The sequence below is a fragment of the Romboutsia sp. BSD2780061687b_171204_C1 genome (genome assembly GCF_015560225.1).
Taxonomy (GTDB): domain Bacteria; phylum Bacillota; class Clostridia; order Peptostreptococcales; family Peptostreptococcaceae; genus Romboutsia_C; species Romboutsia_C hominis.
Map to the genome: position 1 here is coordinate 16,348 of NZ_JADMRK010000008.1, position 15,950 is coordinate 32,297.

At 29.8% G+C, this 15,950-nt stretch carries 18 protein-coding genes; all 18 read right to left on the reverse strand.

Features of this window, described 5'->3' with window-relative positions:
• Positions 1-6: 6 nt before the first annotated feature.
• Positions 7-549: a F0F1 ATP synthase subunit delta gene (locus tag I2H23_RS12200; RefSeq protein ID WP_166504677.1), complete on the reverse strand. Its 543-nt coding sequence runs from the start codon at positions 547-549 to the stop codon at positions 7-9.
• Positions 546-1,046: a F0F1 ATP synthase subunit B gene (gene atpF / locus I2H23_RS12205; protein WP_092921401.1), complete on the reverse strand. Its 501-nt coding sequence runs from the start codon at positions 1,044-1,046 to the stop codon at positions 546-548. Before atpF ends, I2H23_RS12200 begins: the two co-directional genes overlap by 4 nt.
• Before the next feature lie 97 nt (positions 1,047-1,143).
• Positions 1,144-1,389: an ATP synthase F0 subunit C gene (gene atpE, locus I2H23_RS12210; RefSeq protein WP_092921403.1), complete on the reverse strand. Its 246-nt coding sequence runs from the start codon at positions 1,387-1,389 to the stop codon at positions 1,144-1,146.
• A 57-nt stretch (positions 1,390-1,446) separates the two neighbouring features.
• On the reverse strand, positions 1,447-2,151 hold the full coding sequence (gene atpB, locus I2H23_RS12215) for a F0F1 ATP synthase subunit A (protein ID WP_166504676.1): 705 nt from the start codon (positions 2,149-2,151) through the stop codon (positions 1,447-1,449).
• Between the two features lie 2 nt (positions 2,152-2,153).
• Positions 2,154-2,543 (reverse strand): ATP synthase subunit I, encoded by a 390-nt coding sequence (locus I2H23_RS12220; protein WP_092921407.1) that lies wholly within the window; start codon positions 2,541-2,543, stop codon positions 2,154-2,156.
• A gap of 4 nt (positions 2,544-2,547) precedes the next feature.
• A complete protein-coding gene (locus tag I2H23_RS12225; RefSeq protein WP_092921409.1) occupies positions 2,548-2,775 on the reverse strand; it encodes an AtpZ/AtpI family protein in 228 nt (75 codons plus the stop codon).
• A gap of 544 nt (positions 2,776-3,319) precedes the next feature.
• Positions 3,320-3,949 (reverse strand): uracil phosphoribosyltransferase, encoded by a 630-nt coding sequence (gene upp, locus I2H23_RS12230; RefSeq protein ID WP_166504675.1) that lies wholly within the window; start codon positions 3,947-3,949, stop codon positions 3,320-3,322.
• 12 nt (positions 3,950-3,961) lie between these two features.
• Positions 3,962-4,414, reverse strand: a complete 453-nt coding sequence (gene rpiB, locus I2H23_RS12235; protein ID WP_195238520.1) for a ribose 5-phosphate isomerase B — start codon at positions 4,412-4,414, stop codon at positions 3,962-3,964.
• Positions 4,415-4,473: 59 nt separating this feature from the next.
• Positions 4,474-5,514, reverse strand: coding sequence for an L-threonylcarbamoyladenylate synthase (locus tag I2H23_RS12240; protein ID WP_166504673.1), 1,041 nt, complete (start codon positions 5,512-5,514; stop codon positions 4,474-4,476).
• A gap of 28 nt (positions 5,515-5,542) precedes the next feature.
• Positions 5,543-6,223 carry a ZIP family metal transporter gene (locus tag I2H23_RS12245; RefSeq protein ID WP_092921417.1) on the reverse strand — a complete coding sequence of 227 codons (681 nt, stop codon included), beginning with the start codon at positions 6,221-6,223 and terminating at the stop codon, positions 5,543-5,545.
• A 118-nt stretch (positions 6,224-6,341) separates the two neighbouring features.
• Positions 6,342-7,406, reverse strand: a complete 1,065-nt coding sequence (prfA, locus tag I2H23_RS12250) for a peptide chain release factor 1 (protein WP_092921419.1) — start codon at positions 7,404-7,406, stop codon at positions 6,342-6,344.
• 44 nt (positions 7,407-7,450) lie between these two features.
• Positions 7,451-8,299 carry a peptide chain release factor N(5)-glutamine methyltransferase gene (gene prmC / locus I2H23_RS12255; RefSeq protein ID WP_092921421.1) on the reverse strand — a complete coding sequence of 283 codons (849 nt, stop codon included), beginning with the start codon at positions 8,297-8,299 and terminating at the stop codon, positions 7,451-7,453.
• Positions 8,300-8,309: 10 nt separating this feature from the next.
• On the reverse strand, positions 8,310-9,209 hold the full coding sequence (locus I2H23_RS12260; protein ID WP_092921423.1) for a DUF1385 domain-containing protein: 900 nt from the start codon (positions 9,207-9,209) through the stop codon (positions 8,310-8,312).
• A gap of 139 nt (positions 9,210-9,348) precedes the next feature.
• On the reverse strand, positions 9,349-9,933 hold the full coding sequence (locus I2H23_RS12265) for a thymidine kinase (RefSeq protein ID WP_092921425.1): 585 nt from the start codon (positions 9,931-9,933) through the stop codon (positions 9,349-9,351).
• Positions 9,934-10,005: 72 nt separating this feature from the next.
• On the reverse strand, positions 10,006-10,206 hold the full coding sequence (gene rpmE / locus I2H23_RS12270) for a 50S ribosomal protein L31 (protein ID WP_092727659.1): 201 nt from the start codon (positions 10,204-10,206) through the stop codon (positions 10,006-10,008).
• Between the two features lie 116 nt (positions 10,207-10,322).
• Positions 10,323-11,828 carry a transcription termination factor Rho gene (rho, locus tag I2H23_RS12275; RefSeq protein ID WP_092921427.1) on the reverse strand — a complete coding sequence of 502 codons (1,506 nt, stop codon included), beginning with the start codon at positions 11,826-11,828 and terminating at the stop codon, positions 10,323-10,325.
• A 260-nt stretch (positions 11,829-12,088) separates the two neighbouring features.
• Entirely contained in the window at positions 12,089-13,090 is a 1,002-nt protein-coding gene (glpX, locus tag I2H23_RS12280) for a class II fructose-bisphosphatase (protein WP_092921429.1), read from the reverse strand.
• 705 nt (positions 13,091-13,795) lie between these two features.
• Positions 13,796-15,514, reverse strand: a complete 1,719-nt coding sequence (gene pepF, locus I2H23_RS12285; RefSeq protein WP_442970812.1) for an oligoendopeptidase F — start codon at positions 15,512-15,514, stop codon at positions 13,796-13,798.
• Positions 15,515-15,950 lie beyond the last annotated feature (436 nt).

A 15,950-nucleotide genomic window follows, 5' to 3' on the forward strand; every position in this document is an offset into this window, starting at 1 on the left:
ACCATTCTAAGATATTACTTGAGATAGTATATTTTTCATTCCTGCTAAACGAGTTTTAACAGTTCCGTCTATCTCTTCGTTTCCAAGTCTAACTAGAACTCCTCCTAGTATAGATTCATCAACGTTGTTTTCTAAAGTAACATTTTTGTTGTATTTTTTTGAAAGTTTTAACTCAAGTTCTTTAATTTCTTCTTGAGACATAGGTACTGCAGTTATTGCAGTTCCTTCTAACACATTTTCTTTTTCATTTAATAATGCTTTAAATGAGTTTTGAACAGCTTCTATAACTGAAACTCTATCTTTATCTATCATTATTTTTAAGAAATTGCTTAAATTTTCACTCAACTGATTTTGAAAAACCTTCTTTAATAAGTCTTTCTTTTCTCCTTTTCCTACAAGAGGAGATTTTAAAACATTGAAAAAATCTTCGTTAGATTTTAGTATGTTTACAACTGCTACTAATTCTTCATTTAAACTAGCAGTTGTGTTAGTTTCTTCTCCTACTTGAAATAAGGCTTCAGCATATCTACTCGCGACTACATTCATCATTTAGCTTCGCCTACCTCTTTTATAAAGTTATCTATTAAATCCTTGTGCTTAGATTTATCTATATCTTTCTCAATAACTTTAGATGCTGCTAATAATGCTATATCAGATATATCGTTTTTGATTTCATTCATAGCTTTTTGTCTTTCTTGTTCTATATCTTTATTAGCTTTTTCTCTTATATTTTGTGCTTCATTTTTAGCATTAGCTATCATTTCAGATTCTTTTTGCTCTGCTCTTAATGTAGCTTGTTTTATTATTTCTTGACCTTCGTTTTTAGCTGAGATTATCTTTTCTTCATATTCTTTCTTTAAAGATAAACCTTCTGTCTTAGCAACTTCTCCTTGTGCTAAGTTTTCTCTGATGTCTTTTTCTCTAGCTTCGATTATTCCTAATACTGGTTTGAATAAAAGTTTCTTTAATATTACAAATACTAGGAATGTATTTATAAGCTGGAATATTAATTCATATGATATGCCTATAAGTGGCTTGAATTCCATATGTTATCCTCCTTCCTACTAATCACAATTCGTAAGTAGGAGATGGCTCTCCCCATCTCCTATTTACAAAATTTCTTAATATTCATTCATAATTTCCTTACATTAATGGATTAGCAAATAGAAGGATTATTGCTATAACTAGTCCGTATATTGCTGAAGACTCTGCTACTGCTGCTCCAAGTAACATTGTTTTTATTATATCACCTTGTGCTTCTGGTTGGTTTCCAACTGCTTCTGCACCTTTACCTGCTGCGAATCCTTGTCCTATTCCTGCTCCTATACCTGTTGCAACTGCGATACCTGCTCCTATAGCTGAAGCTGCTGCTATTATAGCTGTTTCCATAATTACTTCCTCCTTAGAAATTCTAATTTTTTAAAATTTTGATTATTTAATATTTTTTTATTCTGTTGCTGCACTTCCTACGAATACCATCGTTAACATTATGAATATAAATGACTGTAATAATCCAGCAAATATATCAAAATATAAGTGCAGTGGTACTGGTATTATTAACTGACCAAAAGGTATTGTAACACCTGGGATTAATGTTGATAGATATCCCAAGAAGTCATATAGTAAAGCCATTATAACGGCTCCACCAAGTATATTACCAAATGGACGGAAACTTAGTGAAACTGGTTTCGCTAATTCTCCTATTAAGTTAAGTGGTAATAACAGTGGGTTTGGCTCTAATAATCCTTTGAAGTATACTGGACCATTAAATTTAACACCTGCATAATAAATCATAACGAATGTTATTAATGACCATGCTAATGTAGTATCTAAATCTGTTGTAGGTGATCTAAATCCTAATAATCCTATTAAGTTAGAAACCGCAAAGAATAAAAATAAACTTCCTATGTACGGAACCACATTTGGCATTCTTTTTACAGTTTCCTTACCCATAGTATCTTCTACTAATTTAGCAAGCCCACCTATAGCAAATTCTAAGAATATTTGCAATTTACTTGTTGGAACTTTCTTTAGGTTTCTTGTCATTAAGTAAGAAGCTAAAGCAAGCCCTGCAAGTATTAACCAACTTGTTACTACGGTTTCACTTAATTTAAAGTTACCGAAAAATATAACCCATTTTGCTTGGCTCATACTTACGCCTCCTTTCTTTTGAGTTTGTCTATTAAGAATGTTTTTGTTAATATAACAAACTTAGGACTTAATAACCCTATTGCAACCCCTAATACATGTATGTATGGGGCTTTTACAGAGACAAATAGCACTACTCCTGTCACAGTCATCCTCAGCAAATATTGACCAGCTGAGTATATTTGAGCCTTAGAAACAGGCATAGTTACCGATTTTTCTATTGTTATAGCTAACAATCTAAAATTAAGTACAGCTATTATCGTACCAAATATCAACCCTAAAAGCATTTCTTTGCTAAATGTTGAAGTTATCAACAATAATATAATAGCTATAAGATCGTAAACTATAACTCCCTTTGTTACGTAGTTTATTTCATCTTGTAGTTTTGTATGCATATAATCACTTCCTTTTTGTGTATACTATTAAAGTTTTATAAACTCCCATAAATGCTCCACCAACTCCTAATAATAAAAATACTATCATAAATATTGGTTCTGTATTAAATTTGGAATCAAAAAACTTTCCTAAAAAGGTACACCCAAATATAGGAATTAATATCATCAACCCTACTTGACTTATCAAAGAAAGCATCTTAGCTATTTCCATGTATATCTTGTGTTTACTCATACATTAGATACCTCTCTATGAATAGTTTCTTATATATTCATTAAATTTACTTATGTACATGATTTATAAGACCCACTTTGAGCCCTTTATATAAAAAACCATATATCCTATATTACCACTTTTTCAGCAATTTTTAAACATTTTTTTATTAAATTTGATTTTTTTTGAATTCATTTGAAGTTTTGTGAAAGCACCAATTTAAGCCATTATAGGTATATAACTTGAATAAAATGTTTTCATAAATATATTATTCAAACTATACAATTTCTATCCCATTTAAATAATATTTAATATATATTTATAAAATTTTAATGGTTTTTGTATATTATTCTACCTATTCACTCATTTATGCATGTTTTAAGATTAATAATTAAATATTCTGATTCTCAATAACAATTTAAACCGACTAGCATAATATAGAAATTTCTTCATTTAAAGTTTTGTTATTTTTTTTAACTTCACCTCTTTAACAGATATCCTTTTCCTTACTCGTTATTAAAAAGGCATCTATAAATTTTATAGATACCTTTTCCATGTTGTCTTATTACTTTGTACCGTATAGTCTGTCTCCTGCATCTCCTAAACCTGGAACTATATAACCATGCTCATTTAATTTTTCATCTACTGATGCAACATATATATCTACATCTGGATGATATTTTTGAACTTCTGCTATACCTTCTGGAGCAGCAACTAAGTTAACTAATCTTATAAACTTAGCCCCTCTTGCTTTAAGTACATCTATAGCTGCAACTGCAGATCCACCCGTAGCAAGCATTGGATCTACAACTATCATTTCTCTTTCTTCTATATCTTGTGGTAATTTACAGTAGTATTCTACTGGTTGTAATGTTTCTGGATCTCTGTATAAGCCTACATGACCAACTTTTGCAGCTGGTGTTAAACTTATAAGTCCATCTACCATACCTAAACCTGCTCTTAGTATTGGTACTATTCCTAACTTTTTACCTGCTATAACCTTAGATGCAGTTTTTACTACTGGTGTTTCTATCTCCACCTCTTCTAATTGTAAGTCTCTTGTTATTTCATATCCCATTAACATACTTATTTCTGTTAAAAGTTGTCTGAAATCCTTTGACCCAGTGTTCTTATCTCTCATTAATGTTAACTTGTGTTGTATTAATGGATGATCTGTGATTATTACTTTACCCATTATGACTACCTCCTATTTGCTGTGCTTTTTTTCTATTTCTTTTATCATATCAACTCTTTTTGAGTGTCTACCGCCTTCAAATTCTGTATTTATCCATGCATCTACTATTTCTAAAGCTAATCCTCTTCCTAAAACTCTCTCGCCTAAAGATAACATGTTTGCATCATTATGAGCTTTAGACATCTTAGCTGAGAAAACATCAGATACTACAGCACATCTAATTCCTTTAACTTTATTAGCTGCTAAAGATATACCTATTCCTGTTCCACAGCAAATTATTCCATAATCAATCTCTTTATTTACTACTGAATTGGCAACTATCTCCCCATATATAGGATAGTCCACTGATTCTAAGTCATTTTTTGGTCCAAAATCTACACACTCTATGCCTTTAGCTTCTAAGTGCTTTTTTATTTCTTCCTTAAGATTATATCCTCCATGATCACTACCTAGTCCTATTTTCATCTGCCTAGTCCTCCAATTTATATTATTATAATATATTTTAACCTACTTTTGCCATAAATTTATGCTTTTATTACTTTATATCCTGCCGATTTAAGTAATCTATTCATTATAGCTTGACCTACACCAGTCATTTCAAAGGATTCAGAATAAACTATATCTACATTTCTTTTATCCATTTCTCTTAGTACATCAAATAAATTGCTTCCTACTTCTTCTAAAGTATTCCCCAAAGAAATAACTTCTCCTTCATATACTTCTTTATTTTTTTCTACACACATCACTCCAGATTTAATACCATTTTCAGAGTTTTCACGTATGATTTGATTTATTTTATTGATAACATCTTTATCATTCCCTGACACTATGTATACGTCTGCATCAGGAGAATAATGTGTATACTTCATCCCAGGTGCTTTTGCTTTTTTATTATCTTCTTTTTTTAATAGAGAAGGATCGACCAAAACTTCTCCTAAAACTTCTTCTAGATCTTCTTTTGTTATACTTCCAGGTCTAAGTATCATAGGTACCTCACCTGTAAGGTCTAACACTGTAGATTCCAGTCCAAAATCACAATTTCCACCTAAAACAATACCACTAACTCTTCCATCCATTTCTTCTTTTACATGGTTACCTTTAGTTGGAGATGGTCTACCTGATATATTAGCAGATGGTGCTGCAATAGGTAGTCCTGATTGTTTTATAAGTTCTCTTGCTATTTTATGAGACGGCATCCTTATAGCTACCGTATCTAATCCTCCACTAGTCGTGTTAGGAACTATGTCTTTTTTATTAAGTATTATAGTTATTGGTCCTGGCCAAAACTTATCCATAACAATCTCGGCTTTATTACTTATATCTTTAGCCAGATCTCTAACTTCTTCTCTATCATATATATGTACTATAAGTGGATTATCGCTAGGTCTGCCTTTAGCTTCATATATTTTCTTTACGGCATTTTCATCTAGAGCATTTGCTCCTAGACCATATACTGTTTCAGTCGGGAATATTACAGTCTTTCCTTCTTTTAATAATTCTGCTTGTTTTTTTAATTCTTCTACATTTATGTTATTAACATCTATTTTACTTATTATTGTTTTCATCTTTTGTATGCCTACTTTCATTTTTAGCTTAAATACACTTTACAATTATTGTACCTACTAAAAAACCAATTATACAATGTAATGTCGTTGACTTTGGAAATATTTCTTCTAAAACTACATATATCATAGTTCCTGCAGCTAAAGAAAGAAAAATACCCATTAAAGAATTAAATACTATCCCAAAACAACCACCTAAAAAACTACCCACACCCATAGGAACTCCTGCTAACAGTGTAAATCCAATCACTTTTGGTATTTTAATTTTAGACCCCACTAAACTAAGTGCCATAGCTAATCCTTCTGGAATATTGTGAATTCCAATTATTATTGCTAAAGTTATACCAAAGGATTCCTCCGATATAAAAGACGATCCAATCGCTAACCCCTCCGGTAGATTGTGAAGTAATATACTAATAAAAACAAGATATCCAGATTTTAAGTCACTAGGTATATCGAGCTTATTTTTTATATACATGGTGATAAGTACACCAATTAATACAAATAAGGAAGTATATGCTATTCCCATTTCCTCCATTGACTCATTCATCAAATCGAAAACTACTACAGCTAACATTATGCCTCCAGATATCCCCATAAAAAAACTAAGATATTTGTCCACATTTTTCTTGAAAACTGCGGATATAACACCACCCATACCAGTTCCTATTACACCTGCTAAAAGTCCTATTAATGTTATTTTAAGTATCATATGCTCCTCCTTTAAATTTTATATACTAATGTATACTTAAAGAAGGAACATATTTATTCATGTTATATAAAAATCCCTAAATTAATAGGGATTAATAGAAGGATTAGATTTAATCAAATTATAGTGATGCCATTTTCTCAGTTTGATCTACAGTTATTAAAGCATCTATCATTTCATCTATATCTCCATCTAAGAATGAATCTAACTTATATAATGTTAAGTTTATTCTATGATCACTAACTCTTCCTTGAGGGAAGTTGTAAGTTCTTATTCTTTCAGATCTATCTCCAGTACCAACCTGACTCTTTCTTTCCGCTGCTATATCTTTGTTTTGCTCAGCTATAGCTTTATCATTAAGTCTTGCTACTAGTATTTTTAATGCTTGTTCTTTATTTTTTAACTGTGATTTACCATCCTGACAAGATACTACCTCTCCTGTAGGTATGTGAGTTATTCTTACCGCAGAGTCAGTAGTGTTAACACTTTGCCCACCATTTCCTGAAGAACGGAAAACATCTATTCTTAAGTCATTTGGGTTTATGTTTACTTCTACTGTTTCAACTTCTGGTAAAACTGCAACTGTTGCAGTAGATGTATGGATTCTTCCTCCTGATTCAGTAGATGGTATTCTTTGAACTCTATGAACTCCTGACTCATATTTAAGTCTTGAGTAAGCTCCCTTACCTTTTATTAAGAATGATACCTCTTTATATCCACCAACACCAGTATCACTTGCACTTAATAATTCCATTTTCCATCTTCTTCTTTCAGCGTATCTTGAATACATTCTGAATAGGTCCCCTGCGAATAGAGCTGCTTCATCTCCACCAGCTCCTCCTCTTATCTCAACGATTACGTTCTTTTCATCGTTAGGGTCCTTTGGTAATAATAATATCTTTAATTCCGCTTCTAGAGGTTCTACTTGCTCTTCTAACTCAGATAATTCCATCTTAGCTAGGTCTCTTAACTCTTCATCTGATTCTTCTTGTAGTATTTCCTTTGAATCAGCTATACTAGTTAAAACATTTTTATATTCTCTATACTTCATTACTATTGGCTCTAAGTCAGAATGTTCTTTCATGTACTTTTGCCAAGTTTTTTGATCATTTATTATTTCCGGATCACTTATTTTTTCTGTTAAATCTTTGTATTTATCTTCTAATACATCTAATTTTTTTAGCATCCTTTTTCACCTCGTTTATTGTAACATATCAATTTTTCATTATATCATAGTTTATAGCCTATAACAACTCTATCAATACCTTGTATATCCTTCTTTGTATATATATTTGTGTATCCATTAGCTTCCATAATTCGCTTTACATCTTCTGCTTGATCATGCCCAACTTCATATGCCAATATTCCATTTTCTTTAATATATCTTACTGATTGTTTGGTTATATCTCTATAGAAATCAAGTCCATCTTCTCCACCTTCTAAGGCATTGTATGGCTCATAATCTTTAACTTGCGTATGAAGTGTTTCTATGTCCCTTTTAGGTATATATGGTGGATTTGAAACTATAACATCAAATTTAGTTTCTATATTTTCAATAGCTGAAAATAAATCTGATTTCTTAAATACGACCTTATCATCTACACCATTGTTTATTGCATTTATTTTTCCCACTTCTAAAGGTATATCCGATATATCTAAAGATACAACTTTAGATTTTTCTATATACTTAGCTAGACTTACAGTTATAGCCCCTGAACCTGTTCCTATATCCACTATATTAACTTCTTTATCCTTACAAAGTTCAATAATTTCTTCCACTAAAGGTTCTGTATCAGGTCTAGGTATTAAAACACCTTCTTTTACAAAGAAATCAAGTCCCATAAATTCTCTATTACCTACTATATAAGCTATCGGTCTTCCATTTATCCTTTCTGATATTAAACTTAAAAACATTTTATATTGTTCTTTAGTTAATTCTTTATTTAAGTTTAAATGGATATAAATTCTATCCACATCTCCAAGTACTTTTTGTAAAATAATTTCCGTGTCTAATCTTGGAGTGTCACTTATTTCTTTTAATTCCTCCATATACTTTATAAGTATGTCTCTTATTGTCATATTATCACCTTTATTTTTCTTCTATTACAGCTTTTAATGCTGTTAGTGCTACTTCTAATTGCTCATCATCAGGTTCTTTAGTTGTAAAGTTTTGTAAAAACATTCCTGGATATGCGACAATTTTAGTAAGACTATTATTATATTTCCCAAGAAATCTTATTATTTCATAAGATATTCCAGCAACCACAGGAATACATATTATTCTCATAACCACTCTTAATATGGGATTAGGCCATCCAAAGAAAGAGAATAGTATAATAGACGTAAACATAACTATAAATAAAAAGTTAGTCCCACACCTCGGGTGTAGTCTAGTAAATTTTCTAGCATTTTCTACTGTAAGCTCTTCTCCACTTTCATAGCAGTATATAGATTTATGCTCGGCACCATGATATTGAAATACCCTTTCTATATCTTTACTCTTAGATATTCCTACTATGTATATAAATAAAATAGCTATTCTAGCAAAGCCTTCTATTAGGTTTAATACGAAATCGCTTTGTATATATTTTGAAAACAAACCTCCTACTACAGTAGGAATTAGTACAAATAATCCTATTGATAAAATAATAGATATTATCATAGTCAAACCTATCATCACATCATTAGCTTTATCTTTAAATATACTCTTGAAAAACCTGTCAAAAGCATCCTCTTCTTCTTCATCTAAAAAAAATTCTGATGAGAAGTTTAAACTTTTAATACCTTCTACCATTGTCTCGATTAATACAAATGAACCTCTTAAAAATGGTATTTTATCTATATTCTTATCTTTTATCCAACTTTTTACTCTATTTTTCTTTACAACAATCTCCCCATTGCTTTTCCTCACTGCAACGGCTCTTTTTTCTTTAGACTGCATCATAACCCCTTCGATTACAGCCTGACCACCTACAGATTGCTTCTTCATTAATTCACCTCTTTATTTTATACTTTACTTATTTCTTTATTATAATATAAGAGTATGTATTAAAATAGACTTTTTATATTATAAAAGGGAGCATTCCTTGGTGATTAACATCATTTTAAGAAACTCCCTTTACTTTCAATTATTTTTTATCTTTATAAACCACATGACATTTTCTGCATCTAGCTTCATAAGTTTCAACAGCCCCTACTTGTATTATAGGGTCATCATATCTTGCAGGTTCTCCATTTATTAATCTTTGAGATCTATTAGCTGGCTGTCCACATACTGAACATATAGCTTGTATCTTATCAACAAATTCTGCAACAGCTAATAACTTTGGTGTTGGTCCAAAAGGCTCTCCTTTAAAGTCCATATCAAGACCAGCAGCAATAACTCTTATACCTTTATCTGCTAAGTTCATAGCTATTTCAACTATTTCTTCATCAAAGAACTGAACTTCATCAATTCCTACCACCTGAGTCTTATTATCTATATGATTATATATCTCTCTTGCATTACTTATAGGTATTGCATTTATACTGTCTCCATTATGTGAAACAACATCCTCTTTACTATATCTATTATCTATTTGAGGCTTAAATACTACTACATTTTGTTTTGCTATTTTAGCTCTTCTCAATCTTCTTATAAGCTCTTCACTTTTACCACTGTACATAGGTCCTATGACAACCTCTATATACCCGTGATTTACAGGTCTATACATATTTCGTACCCCCTATGATTGTTAGATTACATTAAAATAGGAGTTGGCTGCCCAACTCCATTTTTGTAAAGATTAGTCCATTTTGAATCTCTTCTTGAACTTGTCTATTCTTCCACCTGCTTCTATATTCTTTTGCTTTCCAGTATAGAAAGGATGGCACTCAGAACATATTTCTATTTTTATCTCGTCCTTAACAGAACCAGCTTTGAAAGTGTTCCCACAAGCACAACGTACTTCTACAGCTTCGTATTTTGGTTGTATATCTTTTTGCATCATATTCACCTCTTCTCAAATTTTATAAATTAACTATATTAATTTTTTCGTTTTGCATTATCAACTACACCATTATAACATAAGTTTTTTATTGGTACAAGCAGTTTTTCTTTAGATTAAATTCCTTTTATCGATTTGATAAACTCTTCATTATTCTTTGTTCTTTTTAATAATTCTATAACTTTATCTGTAACCTCTAATACAGAATTATTACTCATTTCTCTTCTTAATTTATATAAAGCTGACTTCTCTTCTTCTGTAAGTAATAGATCTTCTCTTCTTGTTCCTGACTTGTATATATCTACAGCTGGGAATATTCTCTTTTCAGCTAACTTTCTGTCTAAGTTAAGCTCCATATTTCCAGTTCCTTTGAATTCTTCAAATATTACATCATCCATTCTAGAACCTGTTTCTACTAAAGCAGTCGCAAGTATAGTTAACGAACCACCTTGTCTTATATTTCTAGCTGCACCAAAGAATTTCTTAGGCCCATGTAATGCTCCTGGATCAAGTCCTCCAGATAAAGTTCTTCCTGTTGGAGATATTGTTAAATTATAAGCTCTCGCAAGTCTAGTTATACTATCTAATAATATAACTACATCCTTTCCATGTTCAACTAGTCTTTGTGCTCTATTTAATACCATTTCAGCGACTTTAACATGGTGGCTAGATACTTGGTCAAATGTTGAGTATATAACATCTCCATTAATAGATTCTCTCATATCAGTAACTTCTTCTGGTCTTTCATCTATAAGAAGTACTATAAGTTCTACATTAGGATGATTTTTAGCTATACTATTTGCTACATTTTTTAATAAGCTTGTCTTACCTGCTTTAGGAGGTGCAACTATTAATCCTCTTTGACCCTTTCCTATCGGAGATATTAAATCTATTAATCTGGTAGCTATATCATGTTGATGTCTTTCTAATGTAAGTCTTTCTTCTGGGTATATTGGAGTTAATAATTCAAAGGCCTTTCTTTGTATCGCTGTTTCAGGCTTCTCGTCATTTATTTTTTGAACATATAAAAGAGCCCTGAACTTTTCTCCTGTTTTAGGGTGTCTAGTTATTCCTTTTATCTTATCTCCAGTTTTCATATTAAATCTTCTTATTTGAGAAGGCGATACATAAACATCTCCTTCTGTAGATAGGTAATTTGACCCTCTTAAGAATCCAAACCCATCTGGAAGTATTTCAAGAACTCCTACTACCTCATCATCTTTTGATGTATTAAATTCATCTATTATTTTAGATTCATCTACTACCTTTTGAGTATAGTATCCTTTATTATTTCTAGTATTGTTATTTTCTATATGATTTCTATGATTATTTTCCGTATTATTTCTATGATTTCTGTTTTCTGTATTACGATTATTTCTATTTTCTTCGTTTCTTTGTTGACTATTTCTCTCTTCTTTAACTTCTATTTGTTTAACTTTCTGTTCTTTCTCTACACTGTCTTTTTCTAAACTTTCTTTTATTATATCTATTAATTCATTCTTTTTATACTTGCTTATAGACTTTATGCCTATTTCTTTTGCTATCTCTTTTAACTGAAGTAGAGTCTTATCGTCTAATTCAGATACTTTTATGTTATCTATATTCAAAAGAATCCTCCTCATCTATATCTCTTTATTATATCTTCCATTTAATCTATGGGATTTAAAGGTGTGAAAAAGAAAAGATTTACTTATAATTAATTTTTATAATATCACTTATCTTCTATACTGGTCAACATACAAACATAGCTATATATAATAATTATTCTATATACTATATATTATACTATTTTTAAAAACTTTAAACTATTTATGTATATTTATATTTCCTCGATAAAAAAATATAGGCTTATTCAGACAATAAACCTATATTTATTATACTTCTATTCCATATTATATTTTTTCATTAAATCTACTAATATATCATTTTTATCTAAATTATGTATTGCATCAACAAACCTTATAGTCCCAGTTTTTGCTCTCATAACTACAGATTGTGTCTTAGCCCTATTGTTCCCTATTTGTATTACTCCCTTTAATAAATCACCTTCTGTAATTCCTGTAGCAGCAAAGAATAATTCATCTCCTTTTGCTAAGTCATCAATAGTTAAAACTTTTTGTAAGTCCTCATCAGAAAATCCCATTTCATGACATCTTTCTCTCTCTTGTTCACTTAAAGGATATATTTGGCCTTCCATATCTCCTCCCATACATTTTATGGCAGCAGCAGTTATTACACCTTCTGGTCCTCCACCTATTCCCATAAGCATATCTATTCCTGTTTCTTCGAAGCAAGTAGCTATAGCAGCTGCTACATCTCCATCTCCAAACATTTTTATTCTAGCCCCTAGTTTTCTTGCAGCTTCTATTATATCATTATGTCTTTCTCTATCTTGAACTATTATAGTCATTTGAGTTGTTTTTTTACCTAAAGCTTTAGCAACATTTTTTATATTTTCTTCATGAGATTTATTTAAATCTATACTTCCTTTTGCCTTTGGCCCTACTATTATTTTTTTCATATAAGTATCTGGTGCATTTAATAAACTTCCCTTAGCTCCCATGGCTATTACTGATATAGCATTTGGAAGTCCTTTAGCTATTAATGTAGTCCCATCTAGTGGATCTACTGCTATATCAACTTCCATACTCCCCTTCGTTCTCATACCAACTTTTTCCCCAATATAAAGCATTGGTGCTTCGTCTAGTTCACCTTCACCTATAACAACTTCACCATCTATTTTTATTGATTCAAAAGCTCTCCTCATAGCCTCTACTGCTGCTCCATCTGCTCCATTTTTATCTCCTTTACCCATGAATTTAGAAGATACTAATGCAGCTGATTCCGTTACCCTAACAAGTTCTAGCGCTAAATTTCTATCCATAATATACTCCATCTCCTTAGTTAGTTTTACTAAGAAAAATTATATATTATATTTGTTAATTAGTAAACATGTGTATCACTTTTTATTATTTAGTGTATTATAATAACCCTACACATACTAGTATGTTATATTTTAAATAAATTTTACTTAATTTATTAGATGATAAATTAATATAAAGATATATTTTTTAATGTCTAATACAAATCTTATAAATTAATATTTTATATAGAACCTAATTTAATTTCTTTAAAATAAAAAACTAACCAAAGGGTTAGTTTCTTACATCATAGCTGCTAATAATCCAAATAGTGTCGTCATGCTAGTAGCAACAAGTACTACTACTACTGATATTGCTATAATTTTATTTTTTTTCTTTTGATTTTTTGCCATTTATTCCACCTCAAATAAATTATTTATTATACTCTCTATAATTGAGTTAATGTACTCCACAAATTATTCTTTAAAATCTCTCTTCTATATACTTAGCTGCTATTATACCATATTTATAAGTATCTTTTAAAATTACTTTTTTGCTTCAATTATATCCATATTGTATTAATCATATTAAATATGCTTTTGATAGCTTAAAAAATCATTTTATATTCTTATATATGACTTTCCTTCCATTAATAATCAATCCTATATAAAAAGTCCTACTTAGCAAAAATAGGACTTTTTATATAGTTATATTACTAATAACCTATATTATTTAACTATAATCGTTTCTAACTCTTTAACTAATTCATCAAATTTATTTATTGTATTTTCTATAGGTTGTGTACTCGTTAAATCTACTCCTGCTTTTTTCAGAAGATTTGTAGGGGAATCTGAACTTCCTTTTTTTAGAAAACTAATATAATTATCTGAACCATTTTTTAAGATATCTTGTGCAAATGCAACACCTGCACTACATCCTGTAGCATACTTATATACATAAAAACTATTATAGAAGTGCGGTATTCTAGACCATCCTACTTTTGCTAATTGATCTAATTCATAATCTTTACCATAATATTTTTGAAGTAATTTTCCCCAAGTATCATCTAATACTAGTGTATTTACAACTTCTCCATTTTCCATCATCTCATGTATAATTTTTTCAAACTCAGCATACATAGTCTGAATAAATACTGTATCTTTTATTAAGTCTAAGTATTGAGTTATATAATATGCCTTTTCTTTATCATTTGTAGCATTCTTTATTAACACTTCATACAATAAAGCTTCATTAGTTGTTGATGCTACCTCATGAGTGAATATAGATGGATTTGAATTATAATAATTTTGATTTTTGGCACTCATATAAGAGTATACTCCATGCCCAAGTTCATGAGCTAATGTAGATACTGAACTTAAATTGCTTCCATAATTTAATAATATATATGGATGAGCATCATAAACAGATAAACAATATGCACCACTTACTTTTTCATCTTTCGAATATACATCAATCCATCTTTCATTAAAAGCTTTATATACTATATCACTATATTCTTTACCTAAAGGTGCTAATGCTGAATATATAATTCCTTGTGCTTTTTCATATCCTATACTATTATCAACACTATCTACTATCGGAACAAACATATCATAATAATATACTTTATCTAAATTAAGAGCCTTTTTTCTTAAGGATATATATTTATGCAAGCTAGATGTATTATCACTCACAGTTTCGATTAATCTATCATATACTTTGGTGTTTACCCCATCACTTTTTAAGTACATATCTAAAGAAGACTCATATCCTCTTTGAGTGGAATAAAATATATTCTTATTTACTTGTCCTACTAATAGCCCTGCTAAAGTATTTATATTGTCATTATAAGATACAAATTCATTTTGGTAAGCTGATTTTCTTTCATTTCTATCAAAAGATTCTAAAGCTTGACTATACTCAGATGGATTTAAATTTGTTTTTTTATCCATATTTCTAAAGAGTTCATATATATATCCTGGTAATGATGTTATTTTCGATACATCTGCAAGTATGTTTTCTGAAGTTTGATCTAGATAATAATCTTTAGAACTTCTTATGCTTGACAAATATCTATTATATTTACTTTTTATTTTCTTACTAGATGAGATTTCTTTAAATTCTTTATCTGATAATTTCAGAACCTCTAATTCTAAACCTGAACATACCATTCTATAGTCTCTATATACATTATCTAATTTTTCATCCATTGCTAAGTATTTATACGAATTTTTACTTATATCCTTTTTTAATTTTACATATCCTCCAAGCTTATTTAATTTTATATCTAATCTTTCTTTTATTTCTAGTGCAAAATCCAAATGAGTCTTAGACTTGGTAATTTTACCTGTATAATTTTTTAATTCCTTTATATCTTTTGTAAATTTTTTTAAATCTTTTTCCCATTCAGCATCATTTTTATATAATGCTTGTAGATTCCAACACATCTTATTATAGTCAATAGGTTTCTTATTTTCTTGTTTAGTCTCTTCTTGATTGTCTATTGCTATAATACTTTTATTATGCAAAAAATCATTACCATAAGATATTTCTGGCATAGCTCCTATACAAAAAACAGATATAGACAAAATCATAATTGCTTTATAATATATTTTATTGCTCATAAAAAGCCATCCTTTCAATAAAATCTACTTACTTATAGGATGGCTTTTTTGTTCCTTATTATTCAACTATTACCATTTTAAATATTTATACATAAACACTTTATCCACATACTTATCAACATATTAACAATCTATATTACGACAAATATTTAGTTTTTCCAATATTCTTATTCTATTGGAATTTTTTTAATTTTGACTTTTAACATACTTATTAACAATTATTTAATACTTATCAACAAGTTTTTGTAGGTTATTCACT

Coding starts and splice junctions, on each gene's coding strand:
- I2H23_RS12200 (WP_166504677.1), bottom strand. CDS start 549: ATGATGAATGTAGTCGCGAGTAGATATGCTGAAGCCTTATTTCAAGTA.
- atpF (WP_092921401.1), bottom strand. CDS start 1,046: ATGGAATTCAAGCCACTTATAGGCATATCATATGAATTAATATTCCAG.
- atpE (WP_092921403.1), bottom strand. CDS start 1,389: ATGGAAACAGCTATAATAGCAGCAGCTTCAGCTATAGGAGCAGGTATC.
- atpB (WP_166504676.1), bottom strand. CDS start 2,151: ATGAGCCAAGCAAAATGGGTTATATTTTTCGGTAACTTTAAATTAAGT.
- I2H23_RS12220 (WP_092921407.1), bottom strand. CDS start 2,543: ATGCATACAAAACTACAAGATGAAATAAACTACGTAACAAAGGGAGTT.
- I2H23_RS12225 (WP_092921409.1), bottom strand. CDS start 2,775: ATGAGTAAACACAAGATATACATGGAAATAGCTAAGATGCTTTCTTTG.
- upp (WP_166504675.1), bottom strand. CDS start 3,949: ATGGGTAAAGTAATAATCACAGATCATCCATTAATACAACACAAGTTA.
- rpiB (WP_195238520.1), bottom strand. CDS start 4,414: ATGAAAATAGGACTAGGTAGTGATCATGGAGGATATAATCTTAAGGAA.
- I2H23_RS12240 (WP_166504673.1), bottom strand. CDS start 5,514: ATGAAAACAATAATAAGTAAAATAGATGTTAATAACATAAATGTAGAA.
- I2H23_RS12245 (WP_092921417.1), bottom strand. CDS start 6,223: ATGATACTTAAAATAACATTAATAGGACTTTTAGCAGGTGTAATAGGA.
- prfA (WP_092921419.1), bottom strand. CDS start 7,406: ATGCTAAAAAAATTAGATGTATTAGAAGATAAATACAAAGATTTAACA.
- prmC (WP_092921421.1), bottom strand. CDS start 8,299: ATGACAATAAGAGACATACTTATAAAGTATATGGAGGAATTAAAAGAA.
- I2H23_RS12260 (WP_092921423.1), bottom strand. CDS start 9,209: ATGAAGAAGCAATCTGTAGGTGGTCAGGCTGTAATCGAAGGGGTTATG.
- I2H23_RS12265 (WP_092921425.1), bottom strand. CDS start 9,933: ATGTATAGACCTGTAAATCACGGGTATATAGAGGTTGTCATAGGACCT.
- rpmE (WP_092727659.1), bottom strand. CDS start 10,206: ATGCAAAAAGATATACAACCAAAATACGAAGCTGTAGAAGTACGTTGT.
- rho (WP_092921427.1), bottom strand. CDS start 11,828: ATGAGGAGGATTCTTTTGAATATAGATAACATAAAAGTATCTGAATTA.
- glpX (WP_092921429.1), bottom strand. CDS start 13,090: ATGGATAGAAATTTAGCGCTAGAACTTGTTAGGGTAACGGAATCAGCT.
- pepF (WP_442970812.1), bottom strand. CDS start 15,514: ATGTGTTGGAATCTACAAGCATTATATAAAAATGATGCTGAATGGGAA.